This window comes from Parenemella sanctibonifatiensis, from assembly GCF_002250565.1.
GTDB lineage: Bacteria > Actinomycetota > Actinomycetes > Propionibacteriales > Propionibacteriaceae > Parenemella > Parenemella sanctibonifatiensis.
On the sequence record NZ_NMVJ01000006.1, the window covers coordinates 230,404 to 249,730 of the forward strand.

General features: G+C 68.1%; 14 protein-coding genes and 1 pseudogene. 10 read left to right on the plus strand and 5 right to left on the minus strand.

Features of this window, described 5'->3' with window-relative positions; genetic code table 11:
• The first annotated feature begins 9 nt into the window (after positions 1-9).
• Positions 10-771, plus strand: a complete 762-nt coding sequence (locus tag CGZ91_RS05675; RefSeq protein WP_094453321.1) for a PH domain-containing protein — start codon at positions 10-12, stop codon at positions 769-771.
• On the plus strand, positions 768-1,892 hold the full coding sequence (locus CGZ91_RS05680) for a DUF6716 putative glycosyltransferase (protein WP_094453323.1): 1,125 nt from the start codon (positions 768-770) through the stop codon (positions 1,890-1,892). Before CGZ91_RS05675 ends, CGZ91_RS05680 begins: the two co-directional genes overlap by 4 nt.
• Positions 1,893-2,046: 154 nt before the next feature.
• On the opposite strand, the gene CGZ91_RS05685 is transcribed toward CGZ91_RS05680, so the two are convergent.
• Positions 2,047-3,279 (minus strand): acylneuraminate cytidylyltransferase, encoded by a 1,233-nt coding sequence (locus tag CGZ91_RS05685; protein WP_094453325.1) that lies wholly within the window; start codon positions 3,277-3,279, stop codon positions 2,047-2,049.
• Between the two features lie 165 nt (positions 3,280-3,444).
• Between CGZ91_RS05685 and CGZ91_RS05690 the strand changes: the two genes are divergently transcribed.
• Positions 3,445-3,936 (plus strand): hypothetical protein, encoded by a 492-nt coding sequence (locus CGZ91_RS05690; RefSeq protein ID WP_094453327.1) that lies wholly within the window; start codon positions 3,445-3,447, stop codon positions 3,934-3,936.
• A 177-nt stretch (positions 3,937-4,113) separates the two neighbouring features.
• Here CGZ91_RS05690 and pgm read toward each other — a convergent pair whose 3' ends face one another.
• Positions 4,114-5,742: a phosphoglucomutase (alpha-D-glucose-1,6-bisphosphate-dependent) gene (gene pgm / locus CGZ91_RS05695; protein ID WP_094453329.1), complete on the minus strand. Its 1,629-nt coding sequence runs from the start codon at positions 5,740-5,742 to the stop codon at positions 4,114-4,116.
• A gap of 43 nt (positions 5,743-5,785) precedes the next feature.
• Here pgm and CGZ91_RS05700 point away from each other — a divergent pair, with 43 nt between their 5' ends.
• The 7 genes and pseudogenes from CGZ91_RS05700 to CGZ91_RS05725 all read left to right on the plus strand — a co-directional run bounded on the left by CGZ91_RS05700 (position 5,786) and on the right by CGZ91_RS05725 (position 13,217).
• Positions 5,786-6,709: a tetratricopeptide repeat protein gene (locus CGZ91_RS05700; protein ID WP_179229238.1), complete on the plus strand. Its 924-nt coding sequence runs from the start codon at positions 5,786-5,788 to the stop codon at positions 6,707-6,709.
• A gap of 271 nt (positions 6,710-6,980) precedes the next feature.
• Positions 6,981-8,498: a glycerol kinase GlpK gene (glpK, locus tag CGZ91_RS05705; RefSeq protein WP_094453333.1), complete on the plus strand. Its 1,518-nt coding sequence runs from the start codon at positions 6,981-6,983 to the stop codon at positions 8,496-8,498.
• A gap of 174 nt (positions 8,499-8,672) precedes the next feature.
• Entirely contained in the window at positions 8,673-9,662 is a 990-nt protein-coding gene (gene dhaK / locus CGZ91_RS05710; RefSeq protein WP_094453335.1) for a dihydroxyacetone kinase subunit DhaK, read from the plus strand.
• Positions 9,650-10,285: a dihydroxyacetone kinase subunit DhaL gene (dhaL, locus tag CGZ91_RS05715; protein ID WP_407670849.1), complete on the plus strand. Its 636-nt coding sequence runs from the start codon at positions 9,650-9,652 to the stop codon at positions 10,283-10,285. Before dhaK ends, dhaL begins: the two co-directional genes overlap by 13 nt.
• Positions 10,282-10,689, plus strand: a pseudogene (gene dhaM / locus CGZ91_RS14950) (dihydroxyacetone kinase phosphoryl donor subunit DhaM); the annotation flags it as partial. The gene dhaL and the pseudogene dhaM, both read left to right, overlap by 4 nt.
• Positions 10,690-10,761: 72 nt before the next feature.
• Positions 10,762-12,651 carry a putative PEP-binding protein gene (locus CGZ91_RS05720; protein WP_407670850.1) on the plus strand — a complete coding sequence of 630 codons (1,890 nt, stop codon included), beginning with the start codon at positions 10,762-10,764 and terminating at the stop codon, positions 12,649-12,651.
• Positions 12,652-12,734: 83 nt separating this feature from the next.
• Positions 12,735-13,217 (plus strand): DUF1707 SHOCT-like domain-containing protein, encoded by a 483-nt coding sequence (locus tag CGZ91_RS05725; protein WP_179229239.1) that lies wholly within the window; start codon positions 12,735-12,737, stop codon positions 13,215-13,217.
• Between the two features lie 21 nt (positions 13,218-13,238).
• Here CGZ91_RS05725 and CGZ91_RS05730 read toward each other — a convergent pair whose 3' ends face one another.
• The 3 genes from CGZ91_RS05730 to treS all read right to left on the minus strand — a co-directional run bounded on the left by CGZ91_RS05730 (position 13,239) and on the right by treS (position 19,209).
• The gene (locus CGZ91_RS05730; protein ID WP_229116454.1) at positions 13,239-14,030 is read right to left on the minus strand and encodes an NUDIX hydrolase; all 792 of its coding nucleotides are present in this window, start codon (positions 14,028-14,030) and stop codon (positions 13,239-13,241) included.
• A gap of 6 nt (positions 14,031-14,036) precedes the next feature.
• Positions 14,037-15,893, minus strand: a complete 1,857-nt coding sequence (gene glgB, locus CGZ91_RS14550; RefSeq protein WP_229116511.1) for a 1,4-alpha-glucan branching protein GlgB — start codon at positions 15,891-15,893, stop codon at positions 14,037-14,039.
• A 1,540-nt stretch (positions 15,894-17,433) separates the two neighbouring features.
• Entirely contained in the window at positions 17,434-19,209 is a 1,776-nt protein-coding gene (gene treS / locus CGZ91_RS05740; RefSeq protein WP_267490231.1) for a maltose alpha-D-glucosyltransferase, read from the minus strand.
• Positions 19,210-19,327: the final 118 nt, after the last annotated feature.

Sequence of the window (19,327 nt, forward strand, 5' to 3'; positions counted from 1 at the left end):
GAGCCCGCCATGGCGCAGTCCTTCCTGGACCCGTGCGTCGACCGGCATCTGTTGGTCGATGAGGGCGAGGTCATCATCGACGAGGTACGCCGCCACTGGGTGAGCGCGCTGCCCGGGTTGGCGCTGGTGCTGCTCTCGTTGCCGATCTTCGCGGCCATGATCCCGGTGCCGCAAGCGTGGCTGATCTGCCTCATCCTTGGCGCGATCCCGCTGTTCTGGGGCCTGTGGAAGATCCAGGAACAGCACATGGACCGGTTCGTCATCACCAACATGCGAGTGTTCCGGGTGCACGGAATCCTCACCCAACACACCGCAACCATGCCGATGTCGCGGATCCTCGACATCTCGGTCACCAAGACCGTCACCGGGCGGATGTTCGGCTATGGCCACTTCGTCTTCGAGTCCGCCGCCCAAGCGCAGGGGTTGCGGCTGATTCGGTTCGTTGGTCGACCAGATGAGCGTGACCTGACCATCCAGCGGGTGATCCAGAAGGCCGGCCTGCGCGCCAGCGTGCCCGGGCCCGGTGGGGTGCCGCAGCCGGCGTACCCGGCCGGGCACCAGCTGCCGCACCATGACGATGACGAGACCGGGGCGATCACTGACCATCACGGCGCGGACGACTACGGACGTCGGGCCCTGAGCGCCCGCTCGGCCGACAGTGCGGTGGTCGGCAACCGGGTGCTGCGGTCGGCGGAGTCGGCCACCGAGAGGTCGGTCTGGCGGGCGCCGCGGTGGTCCCCCTCGGAGGTCCGACGCAGGAGGAAGTCATGACCCGGGTGGTGGCGGTCGCCGACAGCGATTCCTACCTGAAACTGGCCGATCACCTGCTCGCTCAGCTGCCGGCCGACTGGCAGACCGAGCTGGCGGTCGTGGCCAACCCGGTTCAGCCCAGTCCGGCCCAGACCACTGGCCTGACAACGCGGCCGGTCGCCACGGTGGGCGTACGCCGCTGGACCGAGCTGGTCGCCGAGGCCGACGTGGTGCTGCTCAGCTGCACGGGTCCGGCGATGATGCCGCTGCTGCGCCGGCTGCGGTCTCTGGCCAACCGTCCGGTGCTGGTGTCGGCGCTGCCGGGCATCAGCCTGCCGGCCAACGACCGCGCCGTCTGGGTGCGCAGCCAGACCGACCTGCTGGTGGTCAACAGCCATCGGGAACGCGAGGCGTTTCGCGGTCATCGGCTCGCCGAGGGGCTGCGGGTCGGCCTGGGCCACCTGCCGCAGGTGGGGAGCCCGGCGCCACGGGTCGAGGGCGATGAGGTGGTGTTCGCGGCCCAGTCGTTGGTGCCAGCGAAGGCGGAGCAACGCCGCGCAGTGCTGGCCACGTTGGGACACCTGTCCGACCCGTGGCGGGCCGTGCTCAAGGTGCGGGCGCTGGGCGGCGAGCGGCAGACCCACAATGAACGCTGGCCCTATCCCCAGCTGTTGGCAGCCCTGGAGCAGGAGGGCGCCGTGCCGCGCGGCAGCATCGAGGTCCGGGCGGGCAGCATGCAGCAGGCACTGGGGCGGGCCGGGGCGATGGTGACGGTGTCCTCAACGGCGGCGCTGGAGGCGATCACCGCCGGCGTACCGGTGGCGGTCATCAACGACTTCGGCGTCAGCGACGATCTGATCAACCCGGTCTTCGAGGGCTCCGGGCTCTTCACCAGCCTGGCCCAAATCCGCGCCGGTTGGTTCCCCGCACCTGATCCGGCCTGGCTGGAGGCCAACTACTTCCACGACGTCGCCGCTGACGATTGGACCGCCGAACTCGACGGACTGGTGGCGCAGCGCGGTGCCGGCGAACTGCCGCAGCGTCCGCTACGGCCGGAGGCGATGGCCGGTCGACTGCGACAGGAGCTGCGGTTGGCGCCGCCCGGCTGGCTCTGGCAGGCGGCGCGGCGCATCAGGCGCTAGGTGCCGGCGTACGCCTCCCAAGATGGGGTCGTGGAGTCAACAGCCGTGCGATAACGACGGTAACTTCCGCCGATTTGCTGCTGAGAAGCAAACCGCCCGAAGTTACCGTCGTTATCGCACGACCGGGGGCGTACGCGCGGCCGGTGCGTACGCCTCAGGGCCGGTCGGTCGTCGGGGCGTCAGGGGTGGACAGCGCCGACCAGGTCTCCTCGGGGCGTACCCGAGAGGCCAGGATCCGGTCACAGGCCTCCCGCACGGCCCCCTTGCCGCCGCTGGCGGTGAGCACCAGTCGGACTGCCTGGCGTACGGCCGGATGGGCGTCGGCGACCGCGATCGGCCACCCCACCACCTGCATCGGCGCGAGATCGTTGACGTCATTGCCCACGTACGCGACGCGCTGTGGATCCAGACTCTTGTCGGCCATCCAGTCCCGCAGGGCGCTCGCCTTGTCGTCGATGCCCTGCAGCACCTCGGCGCCGACCTTGCGGGCGCGGGCCGTCACGACCGGGTTGCGTTCCCGGGACAGGATCAGCAGCGGGACCCCGGCCTTGCGAAGCATCGAGATGCCCATTCCGTCGCCCCGATGCACCTGGACGTGTTCGTGGCCATCCTGGTCGATGAAGGCCGTGTCGGGGGTGTGGACGCCATCGAAGTCGGTCACCAGGGCATCCACGTCGAGCACGTCGCCGACATCGGAGGGCGCCCGATCCAGAACGCCGGCGAAGGCGTCGGCCAGGGCGAGTTCCTCTGCCGTGTCGATCTCCAGGGCGGACAGTTCTGAGACCGGGACCACTGCCGTACGCCCGAAGAACCGGTGGCCGTGCTCTCGGAAGCCGGCCACGCTCATGACATAGAAGGCGCCGGTCTCCCGATAGTCGGGTTCGCGGTCCTGCCGGCGGGGTCGGTGGCGGGCATCATGGTTCTGGCCCTGGACCAGACCACTGCCGGGCTCGGCCTCACGCCACAGGAACTCATACGTGGCGATCGCGGAGAAGGCCGAGTCGGCGGCACCGGAGCGGATCAGTTCGATGCCACGATCCAGGTCCTCACCGGAGACGAACGGGCTGGTGCACTGCACGAAAGCCAGCTCGGTGGCTGTGACCCCGCTGGCGGCGATCTGGTCCAGAGCATGGACCAGAGCACTCTCGGAGCTGGCGTGGCTGCCGGACAGGTTGTCGGGGCGCCGAATGATCTGGGCGCCGGCGTCCTCGGCGACCACGGCGATACGGTCGGAGTCGGTGCTGACATAGATCACGTCGATGCTGTGCGCGGCCCGGCAGGCCCGCACCGCGCGCGCCACCAGGGGGACGCCGCCGATGGGTCGCAGGTTCTTGTCAGGGATTCCGACAGAGCCGCCTCGGGCCGGGATGATCGCCACCGTTGTCATGGACGACCACGCTAGTCGAGAACGGCACTGGGCGGCCACAGACACCGTTTCCGGGCACCTGCCGGGCTTGTGAGGCAGATCACTGGCGGTGGTCTCGCCAGCGGCTGTTCCGCTGTCGTAGCATTAACTACGACAGCAAGTAGTACTAGAGGAAAGGTCCCCACCATGACCGCCGTCAAGCCCATCAAGATCACGGGTATCGCCAGCCTTGTCCTGGCCATCGTCTTTGTCCTCGCCGGTGCCGTGACCTGGGGCATGGTCACCAGCCAGTTGCGCGCGGAGAACATCAACGTTCCTGGCGACAGCTCGCTGCTGCCCGGGGCTCGCGTCCAGGGCCCGGTCTCGGCCTACGCCCAGGCGCAGATCATCAACGAACACGCACTCAAGGCGACCGGCGGCAAGACGTACGCCGAGCTGGGCAAGCTGGCCACCGAGGCTGAGAAGGCCGGTGACGCCGACGCGGCCGCCGAATACCAGAAGCAGCGCGCCACCATCATGAACGCGTCCTTCCTGCGTGCGTCCCTCTTCACCTCTGTGGTGGCCTACGGCGTCGCCCTGCTGGTGATCGGCCTCGGATTCTTCATTGGGCTGGTCGGCTGGTCGCAGCTGTCCATCGCCAAGGCGGTCGAGGCCCGCACCGAGCCCGCAGTCGAGTGAAACTCGGTTCCCAGACCAGCTGAACTCCTACCTCAGCTGAAGCTGCCACCGCCCCGGACGTCAGGTCCGGGGCGGTTGCCTGTGCTGCGTGTGCACAGATTCACACTCGATGGCCAGATCGGCACCTCAACCCCCTCGAATCGGGATCGAGTGTGACCTGGGCGCACGGCGCAGGGCTCAGGAGCCCAGCACCTCATCCACCAGTGCCGCCGCCTCCTGCTGCACCTGCGCCAGGTGGTCGGCGCTCAGCAAAGACTCGGCGTAGATCTTGTACTTGTCCTCCGTGCCCGAGGGCCGGGCGGCAAACCAGGCGTGCTCGGTGGTGACCTTGAGACCACCGATCGCCGCGTCGTTGCCGGGCGCGTGGCTCAGCACCGCGGTGATCGGTTCGCCGGCGAGTTCAGTGGCGGTGACGTCCTCAGGGGAAAGGTTGCTGAGGCGCTCCTTCTGCTCCCGGTTGGCGGCCGCATCCACCCGGGCGTAGTGGGACTCGCCGTGCCGGTCCTGGAGTTCGGCGTACAGCTGGGAGGGCGACTTGCCGGTGACGGCGATGATCTCGGCCGCCAGCAGGCACATGACGATGCCGTCCTTGTCGGTGGTCCAGGTCGAGCCGTCGCGCTGCAGCAGGCTGGCGCCGGCGGACTCCTCGCCACCGAAGCCCAGTGTGCCGGCCGAGAGACCGTCGACGAACCACTTGAAGCCGACCGGGACTTCCACCAGCGTCCGCTCCACCTCGGCGGCGACCTTGTCGATCAGGCTGGAGGACACCAGGGTCTTGCCGACCCCGGCGTTGCTCGGCCACTCGGGACGATTGCGGAAGAGGTAGCCGATGGCGACCGCCAAGTAGGCGTTCGGATTCATCAGCCCGCCATCGGGGGTGACGATGCCGTGCCGGTCGGAGTCCGCATCGTTGCCGGTGGCGAGGTCGTACTTGTCGCGGTTGGCGACCAGCGAGGCCATCGCATCGGGGGAGGAGCAGTCCATCCGGATCTTGCCGTCGGTGTCGAGGGTCATGAAGGACCAGCGCGGGTCGACCTCAGGATTGACCACGGTGATGCCCAGGTCGAACGTGTCGGCGAGCCGCTGCCAGTACTGCACCGCCGCGCCGCCCATCGGATCGGCGCCGATGGTCAGCTTGGCCTCGCGGATGGCGTCGAGGTCGATCACGCCGGCGAGTTCGTCGCAGTAGGGGGACAGGAAGTCGTACGTGGTGACCGCGCGGCTGGCTTCCTCGAAGCTGATGCGGCGGATCCCCGAGGGGTCGGCGAGCAACTCGTTGGCGCGTGCCGCGATCGCCTTGGTGGCCGTCGAATCCGCCGGGCCGCCGTTGGGCGGGTTGTACTTGAAGCCACCATCACGGGGCGGGTTGTGGGAGGGCGTCACCACGATGCCGTCGGAGATGGTGTCACCGCCGGTGTTCTGGCGGATGATCGCCCGTGACAGCGCCGGGGTGGGGGTGAAGTCGTCCTCGGCGTCGGCGCGTACCTCGACACCGTTGGCGACCAGCACCTCGATGGCGGTACGCCAGGCCGGCAGCGACAGCAGGTGGGTGTCCTTGGCCAGATACAGCGGCCCCGTCACCCCTTCCTGGTCCCGGTGCTCAGCGATCGCCTGACTGATCGCTGCGATGTGCGCGTCGTTGAAGCGGGTGTCCAAGCTGGAGCCGCGGTGACCGGACGTGCCGAACACCACCTGCTGATCGGGGTCGCTCGGATCCGGCGTCAGATCGGTGTACGCCGCGAGCACCGCATCGACGTCGATCAGGTCCTCTTCACGGGCCGGTTGCCCTGCGCGTTCATGTGCCATGCGCACATCATGCCAAGCCGGACGGCTCTGCAAGACTGGGGGCATGAGCGCAGCGAACTTCAGCCGTCCCGGAGCGATTGACCTGTCCAGCCTCAAGAAGAAACCGGAGGCGCCAGCCCCCGCCGGAGGCCGGCCGAAGACTTCCGGTGGTTATGTGGTCGACCTCACTGAGGCCAACTTCGACCAGATCATGCAGGGCTCCCTGCAGCACCTGATCGTGTTGGAGTTCTACTCGCCCCGGGCGCAGGGATCCGAACAGCAGAGCGCCGAACTGCAACGGCTCGCCAATGCGGCCGAGGGCCGCTACCTGCTGGGGCGGGTGAACGCCGACGAGCAGCCGCGGATCGTGCAGGCGCTGCAGGTGCAGGGTGTTCCCTTCGTCGCCGCCGTGCTGCAGGGGCAGTTGGCGCCGCTGTTCGAAGGGGTACAACCCACCGAACAGTTGGCAGCGGTGTTGGACCAGGTCGTCCAGGCTGCGGTCGCGAGCGGCATCACCGGCCGCGCTGAGCCGGTCGGCGGGGCGGTCACCGACGAGACCGATGATGACGAGCAGGCCGATCCGCGTTACGCAGCAGCGGACGAGGCGATGGGTGAGGGGGACTTCGCCCGCGCCGAGGCCGAATTCGACAAGCTGCTGGCGGCCGACATGAACGATGCCCACGCCAAGGCCGGGAAGGCCCAAGCCGGGCTGCTGGCGCGTACCACCGGGGTGGACGTGGCTGCGGTGGTCGCTGCCGCCCAGGCCAACCCTGCGGACGTGGACGCCCAGCTCGCCGCCGCCGACGCGCTGGTGGTCAGCGGCCGAGCCGAGGAAGGCTTCACGCTGCTGATCGAACGGATCAAGGTGACGGCTGGTGATGACCGCGGCAAGCTGCGGGCGCACTTGCTGGCGCTCTTCGAGACCAGTGAGGCCGCCGACCCGGTGGTGCTGCGGGCGCGTCGCTCCTTGATGAGCGCCCTGTATTGATGGCTCCTTGATGAGCGCTCTGTATTGATGGCTCCTTGATGAGCGCCCTGTATTGATGGCTCGTTGATGAGCGCCCTGTATTGATGGCTCGTTGATGAGCGCCCTGTACTGATGGCCAACGAGCATGAATGGGCCGGGCGGTGCCCGCGGCAAAAATGTCCAGCCGCGGGCCAGCCCGGTGCACGGTCGTCCCTCTCGTGCGCCCACTCTCGCCGCAACTGAGCCCACCTACTACCGTGGTCCCATACCGTTGTGAGACAAAGGAGTTGCAGTGAGCGACAAGTACGTCATTGCCATTGACCAGGGCACGACCAGCACCCGCGCGATCGTGTTCGACAAGGGCGGCAACATCATTTCGGTCGGTCAGCTCGAGCACGAGCAGATCATGCCGAAGCCGGGCTGGGTCGAACACGACGCCATGGAGATCTGGAACAACACCCGTGAGGTGGTCGGCCAGGCCCTGTCGAAGTCCAACCTGACCCGTCACGACATCGCCGCCGTGGGCATCACCAACCAGCGCGAGACCGCAGTGGTGTGGGACAAGAACACCGGCGAGCCGGTGTACAACGCCATCGTGTGGCAGGACACCCGCACCCAGAAGATCGTCGACGAGCTCGCCAAGGATGGCGGTGAGGAACGCTTCAAGGACAAGGTCGGTCTGCCGCTGGCGACCTACTTCTCCGGCACCAAGATCAAGTGGATCCTCGACAACGTCGAGGGGGCCCGCGAGAAGGCCGAGGCCGGTGACCTGCTCTTCGGCAACACCGACTGCTGGCTGCTGTGGAACCTCACCGGCGGCACCGACGGCGGCGTTCACAAGACCGATGTGACGAACGCGTCGCGCACCCTGTTCATGGACCTGCCCTCGCTGTCGTGGGATCAGGAGATCCTCGACGTCTTCGGCGTACCGGCCTCAATGCTGCCCGAGATCTGCTCCAGCTCCGAGGTGTATGGCACCGTGCACGGCTCGCAGCTGCTGCGCGAGACCCCGGTCGCCGGCATCCTCGGCGACCAGCAGGCCGCCACCTTCGGCCAGGCCGGTTTCGAGAAGGGCGCCGCCAAGAACACCTACGGCACCGGTAACTTCCTCATCGTCAACACCGGCGAGGAGATCGTCCGCTCCGAGAATGGCCTGCTGACCACGGTCTGCTACCAGCTCGGCGACGACAAGCCGATGTACGCCTTGGAGGGGTCGATCGCCGTCACCGGTTCGCTGATCCAGTGGCTGCGCGACCAGCTCGGCATCATCTCCTCGGCGCCGGAGTCGCAGACCTTGGCCGAGACCGTCGAGGACAACGGCGGGGTCTACTTCGTGCCGGCCTTCTCGGGCCTGTTCGCGCCGTACTGGCGTGGCGACGCCCGCGGTGCCATCGTCGGCATGACCCGCTACGTCACGAAGGCCCACCTGGCCCGCGCTGCTCTGGAGGCCACCGCCTTCCAGAGCCGCGAGGTCCTCGATGCGGCCAACGCTGATGCTGGCACCGACATGCCTGACCTGCGCGTCGACGGCGGCATGGTCGCCAACGACACCCTGATGCAGTTCCAGGCCGACATCCTCGGCATTCCGGTGATCCGCCCGAAGGTCATCGAGACCACCGCGCTGGGTGCCGCGTACGCCGCCGGTCTGGCCGTCGGCTACTGGGACTCCATCGAGGACTGCCGCAAGAACTGGCAGGAGGACAAGCGCTGGGAACCGCAGATGGACAGCGAGGAGCGCGACCGTCAGCTGCGCCTGTGGAAGAAGGCGGTCACCCGCACCTTCGACTGGGTCGACGACGACGTGCAGTGACATTCGTCGCCTGACAACACTCAACAAGCGGTTAGGACTGGGCGAACCGGTCCGGCGCGAGACGACGCCCGGGGCTTTGGCGCCCCGGGCGTCGTCCCGACTCCGAGGCATTGCTGATTGGGGGCGACGAGGGTTGAATGGTGGCACGGGGTTGTACATCGGGGAGGATGGAAGATGAAGAAGCTCATCAATGATCCGGACAATGTGGTCGCTGACGCCCTCAAGGGCATCGAGACAGCCCATGGTGACCGGATTCGGGTGGACCACGAGAATCGATTGATCGTCCGCAAGGACGCACCGCGCACCGGCAAGGTCGGCTTGGTGTCCGGCGGCGGTTCGGGACACGAACCGTTGCACGGCGGCTTCGTGGGACTGGGCATGTTGGATGCGGCCGCGTGCGGCGAGGTCTTCACCTCTCCGGTGCCCGACCAGGTGCTGGCTGCCACCGAGGCCGTCGACGCCGGTGCTGGCGTGCTGCACATCGTCAAGAACTACACCGGCGACGTGATGAACTTCGAGATGGCAGCCGAACTGGCGACCGCCGAGGTGCGTTCAGTGGTGGTCGCCGATGACGTGGCCGTTCAGGATTCGCTCTTCACCGCCGGCCGCCGAGGGGTCGGTCTGACGGTGTTGCTGGAGAAGATCCTCGGTGCTGCAGCCGAGGCAGGTGCGGGTCTGGACGACCTGGTCGCGCTCGCGGAACGGGTCAACGGGGCGGGGCGCTCGATGGGCATGGCGCTGACCCCCTGCACGGTCCCGGCCGCAGGTAAGCCGACATTTGAGTTGGGTCCCGATGAGATCGAGATCGGCATCGGCATTCACGGGGAACCCGGTCGGGAACGCCGGCCGCTGGCCACGGCCGACGAGGTCGCCGAGATGCTGGTGGAGCCGATCCTCGCTGACCTGGACTTCAGCGGGGCCCCGGTGATCGCGTTCGTGAACTCGATGGGCGCCACTCCGCTGCTGGAGCTCTACACCGTGTACGCCAAGGTCGCCGAGATTCTCGCTTCCAAGGGCGTCACCATTGCCCGAAACTTGGTGGGGCCCTACATCACGTCATTGGAGATGGCAGGCTGTTCGGTGACCTTGCTCAAGGCTGATGAGGAGATGCTGAAGATGTGGGACGCGCCCGTGAACACCCCCGGCCTGAGGTGGGGTGTCTGATGCTCAACCAGGACACCGCCAAGGCGTGGATCCGGCGCGCCGCAGAGATCATCACCGAGAATGCCGGCGTACTCACCGAGCTGGACTCGGCCGTCGGCGACGCCGACCACGGGTCCAACCTCAAGCGCGGCATGACTGCCGCGGTCGAGCAGCTCGACCAGGACTTCGCCTCCCTGGAGGCACTGCTGAAGAAGCTCGGCATGACGCTGGTGAGCACCGTCGGTGGCGCCTCCGGACCGCTGTACGGCACCTTGTTCATCCGAATGGCCAGCGCCGTGGTCGGCCATGATGAGGTCGGTGGCGAGCAACTCGCCGATTCCTTCGAGGCGGGCGTCGGTGGGCTGCGGCAGCGCGGGCACGCCGAGCCGGGCGAGAAGACCATGATCGATGTGTGGGTGCCGGCGCTCGCGGCGTACCGGGCATCCTGGCAGGCCGACGGTGACCAGGCTGCCGCACTCAAGGCGATGGCGGAGGCGGCCGATGCCGGCCGTGATTCGACCAAGGATCTGGTCGCCACCAAGGGCCGGGCCAGCTATCTGGGGGAACGCAGCCGCGGTCACGTCGACCCCGGCGCTGCCTCCAGCGCAATGCTGATCCGCGCCGCCGCTGAGATGCTGGGCTGAGCCCCGTGGTCGGCATCGTCGTCGTCTCCCACAGCCGCGCCCTCGCCGAGGCAGCGCTGCAGCTGGCGCTGCAAATGGCAGGGGATCAACCGCCCCCGGTCCGGCTGGCGGCAGGCGCTGCCGACGGCGAACTTGGGACCGACGCGACAGCGGTGTCGGCGGCACTGGAGGAGCTGGGCGACCAGGAAGGCGTCGTGGTGCTGGCCGATCTGGGCAGCGCGCTGCTGAGCGCTGAGATGGCGCTGGAGTTCATCGACGCTGAGCTCGCCCAGCGCACCACCATCTCGGGTGCGCCGCTGGTGGAGGGCCTGGTCACTGCGGTGGTCGCGGCGGGCTCCGGTGCGAGCGCTGCTGACGTCGTCGCCGAGCTCGATCAGGTCGCCGCAGGCAAGGCCGCTCAGGTGCAGCCGAGTGCTGCCGGTGCAGCCGACGGCGAACCGCTGCACTCCGCCGGCCAGCCAGCGGCTGATGCCGTGGTGGCCGAGTTGGAGGTCACCCCGGCGCACGGCCTGCACGCCCGACCCGCCGCGGCCTGGGTACGTCTGGTGCGGGAGCACGACGCCCAGGTGCAGGTCGAGAACCTCACCGCTGGCACCGGACCGGTACGCGGCGATTCCCTCACCTCGATCGCGATGCTGGGTGCCCGCCGCGGCCACCAGCTGCGGATCACCGCCACCGGACCGCAGGCCGAGGACCTGGTCGCCGCGCTGACGGCCTTCGCCCGCGCGGGCTTCGGTGACGAGCCCGAGGCGACGGCGACCGAGCCGGAGCCGACTGGGTGGATGCTGCAGGTGCCGGGGTCGGGACTGGACATTGCCATGGGCCCGGCCTTGGTGCGCGGTGGCGAGGTCGACCTGAGCGGATACGAGCCCAGCGCTGACGAACACCAGCGCCTCAGCGACGCGATCGCTGCGGTGACCGGAGAACTGCAGGAGTTGATCCTGGCCAGCCATGGCGAGACCGCGATGATCCTCACCGCGCAGCTCGAGTTGTTGGACGACCCGGCGCTGCGGGAGGGGGCCGACGAGGCGATCGCCGCAGGGGAGAACGCTGCCCAGGCCTGGGCCGACGGGTTGCTGCGGATCGCCGAACGTTATGCCGCGCTGCCCGACAGCTATCAGGCTGCGCGCGATCAGGACGTGCTGAGCGTCCGCGATCAGGTGCTGCAGGCACTGCTGGGCGCAGCCGAGGACACCGGCGCCCCCATGGAACACATCTTGGTCGTCGACCAGCTTGATGCGATCTCGGCTGCCGGTCTGGACGGATCGATCACGGCCGGCGTCATCACCCGCCGGGGCGGGGCGACGGGGCACGGCGTGATCGTGGCGAGGTCGCGTGGCATCCCGGTCTTCACCGACGCCGAGGCCGACCATGGGGCGACGCTGAGGGCGATGCGCTCGGGGATGAGGGTGGCCTTCGACCTGCGTGGTCGGCAGATGGTCGCCGATCTCGATGAAGGGCAGCGGCGGGCGTACACCCAGGAGATCGGTGCGCGGGCCAAGGCGCTGGCGGTCGCCGAGGCGGAGGCGGGGGAGCCCGCCCGCACCCAGGACGGCACAACGGTGCTCGTCATGGGCAATGTCGGCAGCCGCGGCGACGCCGAACAGGTCGGCAGCAGGGGAGCGGACGGTTCCGGCCTGGTCCGCACCGAGTTGGTTTTCGGCCATCGCCAAACCGCGCCCAGCGTGGCCGGACAGATCACCGAGCTGTCGGCGATCGCGGTAGCCGTCGGGGGTCCGGTGACGGTGCGGACCTGGGATGTCGGCGCCGACAAGCCGTTGGCCTATCACCACCAGGACCCGGAGCAGAATCCCTTCCTGGGTGTACGCGGGTTGCGGTCCTTCCGCAACAACCCCGGTTTGCTCGACGACCAGCTTGAGGCGATCTGCCGGGTGGCAGCAGACCACCCGATCGATGTCATGTTTCCGATGATCACCACCCGGGCCGAGGTCGACTGGGCGCTGGAGCGGCTCGCCGCCGCTGCGGAGCGCGCCGGACACCGGCCCCGCGGGGTCGGCATCATGATCGAGGTGCCGGCCGCGGCGCTGAAGATTGCCGACCTGAGCGCCGGGTTGGACTTCGTCTCCATCGGCACCAACGACCTGACCCAGTACGCCTGTGCTGCCGAACGTGGCAACGCCGGCGTCGCGGACCTCGGCGACGTCCGGGATCCCGGCGTGCTGCGACTCATTGAGATGGTGTGTGCCGAGGTCAGCGAGGGCTGCCTGGTCGCGGTCTGCGGCGATGCCGCCAGCCAACCGGACCTCGCCGAGCAACTGGTGAGGTTCGGCGTACGCGAACTGTCGGCGACGGCTCCGGCCGTGCCGCTGATCAAGCAGATCATCCGCGGGCTCGACCTGTCCTGAGCTGTCGGCGCAGGTGGCCTTCTCCGCGTACTAGGGTGAGCGCAGCCGCGGGCCTCCCGTGGCATGACACGAGAGGGGACCTGGTGACCGAGGAACTAGTGCGGATCGGTGATGTCGAGCGGGATCGCGCCGCCGGGAAGTTGCGGGACCATCTGGTCGCCGGTCGACTGACCGCCGAGGAGTTCAACAGCCGACTCGACCAGGCCATGCAGTCACGCACCAATGATGATCTGAGTGGGCTGTTCACCGACCTGCCGGGCGGCGCTGAAGTCGTGCTCGCCAGCGAGACCTCACCTGCCCCGGTCGAGCCGGTCGAACCGGAGCCCACCACGACCACCGCGGTCGCCGAACGGGATCCCGACGAGGATCCGCGGCTGTGGACCGGGGCACCGTTCGTGCTCGCGGGCGCCGGGGCGCTGCTGTTGGCGGTCCTGGTCGTGCTCGTGGTCCTCGACGGGCCGGGCGCTGGCGCGATCATCCTGCCCATCGCGGCCCTGATCTGTTTCGTGATGGCCGGTGTCACGCACCACGAGGTCGGCAAGAGGCGCCGCCAGCGCGGGGTCTGAGCGTCGATCCCGCCCCGCGCCTCAGGCCAGCGGCCGACCCGCCTCGGTCGGCACCGGATCGGAGCCGTCGATCGCCGCGACAGCGATGCGCAACCGTTCGGCGATGGCGGGCTGGAGATGCCCGCTGGCCTCCTCCACGTCGGTCCAGTGCAGGTCAGTGATCTCGCTCTGCTGCAACCGGATCGATTCGACCTGGGCCGGGGTCAGGACGCCCCCGTCGAAGATGAACTCGATGGCATCCGACCAGCCCTGGTAGGGCGGCAGCCAGTCCACGACCAGGACGCGGCTCAGCGGCACCTCGATGCCGAGCTCCTCGGCCACCTCGCGTTCGGCCGCCGTACGCGGTGACTCGCCCCGTTCGGCGACGCCGCCGGGCAGCTCCCAATCGTTCTTGTAGTTGGTGCTCAGATAGAGCAGCCGGCCGGACTCGTCGCGCAGCAGCGCGTGCGCGATCAACCGCTTGGTCGGCAGCACCGAATCCATCACCGAGGTGAAGCCCCGCTCGCCATAGACGATGTCCTCGGCCAGCCGGGCGTACAGGGCGACATCGACCTCCTCGCCGTCGATGCGCACGTAGCGCCGTTTGATGCCCTCGAGCCGGAAGCCGGCCGCGTGGACGGCGCGACGTCCGATCCGGTCATCGGTGCGCAGGTTGATCTCCAACCGGCGCAGTCCATGGGCCATCAACGCGTCATCAGCAGCCAGCGAGACCCCGCGGCGCAGCGTGTCGGCATCCGGTGGGTCGTCCCACTGCATCTCGCCGACGCCGTCGGCACCGACCTTGACGTTGACCTTGAATTCGGCCTGGGCCATCGAGGCTCAATCCTCCCGCAGCAGCCACACACAGCTCAGCGGCGGCAGGTCCACCGCAGCCGACTGGGCGGCGCCGTGCCAGGGCGTCTCCTCGGTGTGCGCGACATGGTTGAGGTGCTCGCCGGTGCCGGCGTAGCGGCGGTCGTCAGTGTTGATGATCTCGCGCCAGCGACCCGGCTCCGACAGTCCGAGTCGGTAACCCCGCCACGGCTCGGGGGAGAAATTGGTGATGCAGGCGACCCGCTGCCCGTCGGCCGAATGCCGCTCGTAGGCAAAGACGTTGTGGCCGGCGTCGTCCGCCTCGAGCCAACGGAAGCCGGCCGGTTCGTTGTCCAGCTGCCACATCGCCGGCAGACCCCGATAGGTGTCGTTGAGGTCCTTGGTGAGCAACTGCAGGCCGCGATGGTCGGGTTCGTTGCTGGTCCACCACTCCAGCCCGGAGATCTCGTTGAACTCGCTGGCCTGGCCGAACTCATTGCCCATGAAGGTGAGCTGCTTGCCCGGGTGGCTCCACATGTACGCCGAGAAGGCCCGCAGCGTCGCGAACTGACGCCACCGGTCCTCGGGCACCTTCGCCAGCATCGAGCCCTTGCCGTGGACGACCTCGTCGTGGGAGATCGGCAGGATGAAGTTCTCGCTGAAGGCGTACACCATCGCGAAGGTGAGCTCGTTGTGGTGGTACTGCCGATAGATCGGTGGCACCTGCAGATAGCTCAGCGAGTCGTTCATCCAGCCCATGTTCCACTTGAAGCCGAAGCCCAGACCGCCCTCGGAGACCGGTCGGGTGACCCCGGGCCAACTCGTCGACTCCTCGGCGATCATCATCACGCCGGGCACCCGCCGATACAGGTGCGAGTTGACGTAGCGCAGGAAGTCGATGGCTTCGAGGTTTTCGTTGCCGCCGTACTGGTTGGGCACCCATTGGCCGGGCTGACGGGAGTAGTCGAGGTAGAGCATCGAGGCGACGGCGTCGACGCGGAGCCCGTCGATGTGAAACTCGCTGACCCAGTAGAGCGCGTTGGAGACGAGGAAGGACTTCACCTCGTTGCGGCCGTAATTGAAGATGTAGGTGCCCCAGTCACGGTGCTCGCCCTGCCGCGGATCAGCGTGTTCATACAGCGCCGTGCCATCGAAGCGGCCCAGCGCCCACTCGTCCTTGGGGAAGTGGCCCGGCACCCAGTCCAGGATGACGCCGATGCCGGCGCGGTGCAGCCGGTCGACCAGATGACGGAACTCATCGGGCGTACCCAGGCGGGACTGGGGCGCGAAGTAGCCGGTGACCTGATAGCCCCACGAGGGAACGTAGGGGTGTTCGGCGACCGGCATGAACTCGACGTGGGTGTAGCCCTGCCAGGTGACGTACTCGGTGAGTTGGTCAGCCAGCTCCAGGTAGGTCAGACCAGGTCGCCAGGAGCCCAGGTGGACCTCGTAGATGCTCATCGGCTCGGCATGCGGTCGGGCTGCGGCCCGCTGCTCCAGCCACTCGTCGTCGCCCCAGTCGTAGGTCGACTCGTAGACGATTGATCCGGTGGCCGGCGCGGACTCGGCGAAGGCTGCCATCGGGTCGGCCTTGTCGCGCCATACGCCGTCGGTGCAGTGCACGGCGAACTTGTAGACCTCACCGCTGGCCACGCCGGGGGCGAACACGCCCCAGACGCCGGTGCCGGGGATCAGCTTCATGGGCGTACGCGAGCCGTCCCAGTCGTTGAAGTTGCCCTTCACGTGGACCTCGCGAGCATTGGGCGCCCAGACGGTGAAGCTGGTGCCCGCGACGCCGTCGACCGTCGTGACCCGGGCGCCGAGCCGACGCCACACCTCGGTGTCGCCACCGGTGTGGAAACCTTCCAGATCCCAGCCCGTGATCGGCGACGGCGTCCAGTGCTCGGAGGCGGCGGGCTGCGGATCGGCGCTGAGCTCCTCGACGACCAGGTCGCCCGAGTCGCTGCGCCCCTCGGCCGTGGCGGCCTCGTCGGTCGTGTGGGTGTCGGTCGCGATCAGCTCGGGTGCCGACTCGGCCTCGGCCGTCGCCGGCAGGTCAACTTGGCGGGCCACGCCGGCCAGCGGGATGTGCAGCCAGTCCGGGCGATGAGCGGCCTCGTAGCCGACCTCGTAGATCGCCTTGTCCATTTCGTACGCCTGCAGCACCACGGCCTCGTCGCCGTCCAGCGGCTTGCCCCAGTAGCCGTCCAGGAAGGCAGCCCGGCAGGCCTGCTCCCAGCGGTCACCAGCAGCCTCGTCGGAGGCGGCGGTGCGGGCGTACGCGAAGGAGCGCAACATGCCGGCGACGTCACGCCACGGGGTGTCCAGGCGGAGCCGTTCGGCACGTGCTTTCATCGGTTCACCCTCGAAGTCGATGATCCGCCAGCCGCCGGGAGTGGCGAGCGTCTGGCCCAGATGGAAGTCACCGTGCACCCGCTGGCTGGGCAGTTCCTCGGCCTGCAGTGCGGTGAACAGCTCCACCAGGGCCGGTGCGTGAGGGCGCAGCTCGGGCACCACTGCGACAGTGTCGGCGAGCCGTTGCAGCATGCCCTGACCGATCTCGGCGGCGAGCAGCGTACCGGTGGGAAAGGCGCGACGCAGCCGACTGTGGACGTCGGCCAGGGCCACACCCAGGTCGTGGGCCTGCTCGGTGAAGTCGGCGTCCTCGGCAGCCGCCTGCGCTGCCATCGCCCAGCCGTCGCTGGCCTCGGTCAGCAGCTCCAGCGCCACCGCGATGTCGGAGCGGCACAGCTCTTCGTGGCTGTTGTACCAAGCGGCCTCAGCGCTGGCGTAGAGCGTGGCGGTGGTGGGGCTGCGTCGACCCAGCGCGGCGTGCACCTCGACGTCGGGATTGCCGCCCAACTCGAGGCGGCGGAAGAACTTCACGATGGCTCCGCCGACCAGCACCGAAGAGTTGGACTGTTCGCCGGCGAAGAGCCGGATGGGGTCGGATTCAGTCACCGGCAGCGGCTCCACGGCGTGCCACTGCCAGCCCTCGGTGTCGGTGTCGCCGATGCCGCCGGCCACGATCGCGGCCCGGATCCGGTCCAATCCCGCGGGCAGGGCGAGCGCGTCGACGATCGCCTCCTCGTCGGCGACCATGATCGGGTCGAGATCCTCAGGTACGTCGCTGGCCGGCAGGGCAGCCAACAGCAGCTGGTAGTACTCCAGTTCGTCGGTGTCGTCGTAGCTGATCTCGCAGATCACCGGGCGCACCGTCACGGCGTCGTTGGTCCCGTCGCCGTGATGGTGGCCGTCCGCGCCCAAGGCAGGCAGCAGGCTGAGGTCGGTGATGCGGAAGGGGCGGCCCTTGCCGGCAAACCAGCGGGCGGACTCGAGGTGACGCTTGAGTTCCATGGTGACCTCCGGGTGTGGTGATGGGCTGGCGCTGTGGGTGATGGGGACTGTGGGGTGAGGCCCGTGCTCAGGCGTCGGGCTGGGTCTCGGGTTCGATCTCTGGGAAGTCGGGGGTGTCGTCCTCGGGCCAGCTGCGGGCCAGGACGGCTTCCTCGTGTTCGGCCGGTGCCGGCACCTCGGGCACCAGCTCGTCCTTCAACTGCAGCCAGAAGAAACCATGCGGGGCGACCTCCAACCGATAGGGCTCGCTGCCGACCAGTGGGTGGTCCAGGTCACGCAGCAGGTTGACCGGGCGTACGCCGTTGAACATCGCCAGGTCCAGGCTCACCTGTTGCGGCTCGCTGGAGAGGTTGTTGACGCACAGGATGGAGCTGTACTGGTCGTAGCGCAGGAAGGACAGCACCGCATCGTTGTCCCCGCCCAGGTCCAGGAATGCGCCGGTGCCGAAGACGGCGTGGTTGCGACGGATCACCAACATGGCGCGCAGCCACTGGAGCATCGAGCCCGGATCGACCATCTGGGCCTGCACATTGATGGTGGCCGGGTCATAGCCCGGGTCCTGGATCATCGGCAGGAAGAAGTGCTCGTCGGGGGCGGTGGAGAAACCGGCGCCGCGACCGTCGTGCCACTGCATCGGCGTACGCACGCCGTCGCGGTCGTTGAGCCAGATGTTGTCGCCCATCGCGATCTCGTCGCCGTAGTAGAGCACCGGCGAGCCGGGCAGCGCCAGCAACATCGCGTGCAGCAGGTGGATCCGAGCGTGGTCGCCGTCCACCAGCGGGGAGAGCCGACGCCGGATGCCGATGTTGGCTTTCATCCGCGGGTCCGGGGCGTACTCGGCCCACATGTAGTCGCGGTCCTCCTCGGTGACCATCTCAAGCGTGAGCTCGTCGTGGTTGCGCAGGAAGGTGCCCCACTGACAGCCCGGCGGGATCACCGGGGTGTCGGCGAGGATCTCGGAGATGCACGTACGCGACTCCTGCCGCAGCCCCATGTAGAGCCGGGGCATCACGGGGAAGTGGAAGGCCATGTGGCACTCGTCGTCGTTGCCGAAGTACTCGACGACGTCGATGGGCCACTGATTGGCCTCGCACAGCAGGATCCGCCCCGGATACTCCTCATCGACCATCGCGCGGATCTCTTTGAGGATCGCGTGGGTGCCGGGCAGGTTCTCGCAGTTGGTGCCGTCCTCCTCGATCAGGTAGGGGACTGCGTCCAGTCGGAAGCCGTCGATGCCCCGGTCCAGCCAGAACCGGATTGCGTCCTTCACCTCGGCCAGGACGCGGGGATTCTCGAAATTCAGGTCGGGCTGGTGGTCAAAGAAGCGGTGCCAGTAGTACTGGCCGCGGACCTCGTCCCAGCTCCAGTTGGACGGTTCGGTGTCCACGAAGATGATCCGAGCATCGGCGTACGCCTCGTCGCTGTCGGCCCACACGTAGAAGTCGCCGTAGGGACCCTCGGGGTCCAGTCGGGATTGGATGAACCAGGGGTGCTGGTCCGAGGTGTGATTCATGACGAAGTCGATGATGATCCGGATGCCGCGGTCGTGGGCCTTGGCAACGAACTCGGTGAACTCCTCGATGGTGCCCAGCTCGGGCATGACCCCGGTGTAGTCGGCGACGTCGTAGCCGCCGTCACCCAGTGGGGAAGGGAAGAAGGGCGGCAGCCACAGACAGTCGACGCCGAGCCACTGCAGATAGTCCAGTTTGCTGGCCAGTCCGGCGAAGTCGCCGATGCCGTCACCGTTGGAGTCGCAGAAGGAGCGGACCATCACCTCATAGAAAACGGCGCTCTTGAACCACTCGGGGTCACCCGACAGCCCACGGCTCGTGGCCGGGGTCACGGGTAGGGGTGTGGCCTGTTGTGCCGACCACCCGGTGACGGACTCCGCCTGTGTCATCTGACCCCTTCCGATGTGCAGGTGTGCCCAACGCTATCCAAGTCGTCGCCCAGTATTGCGG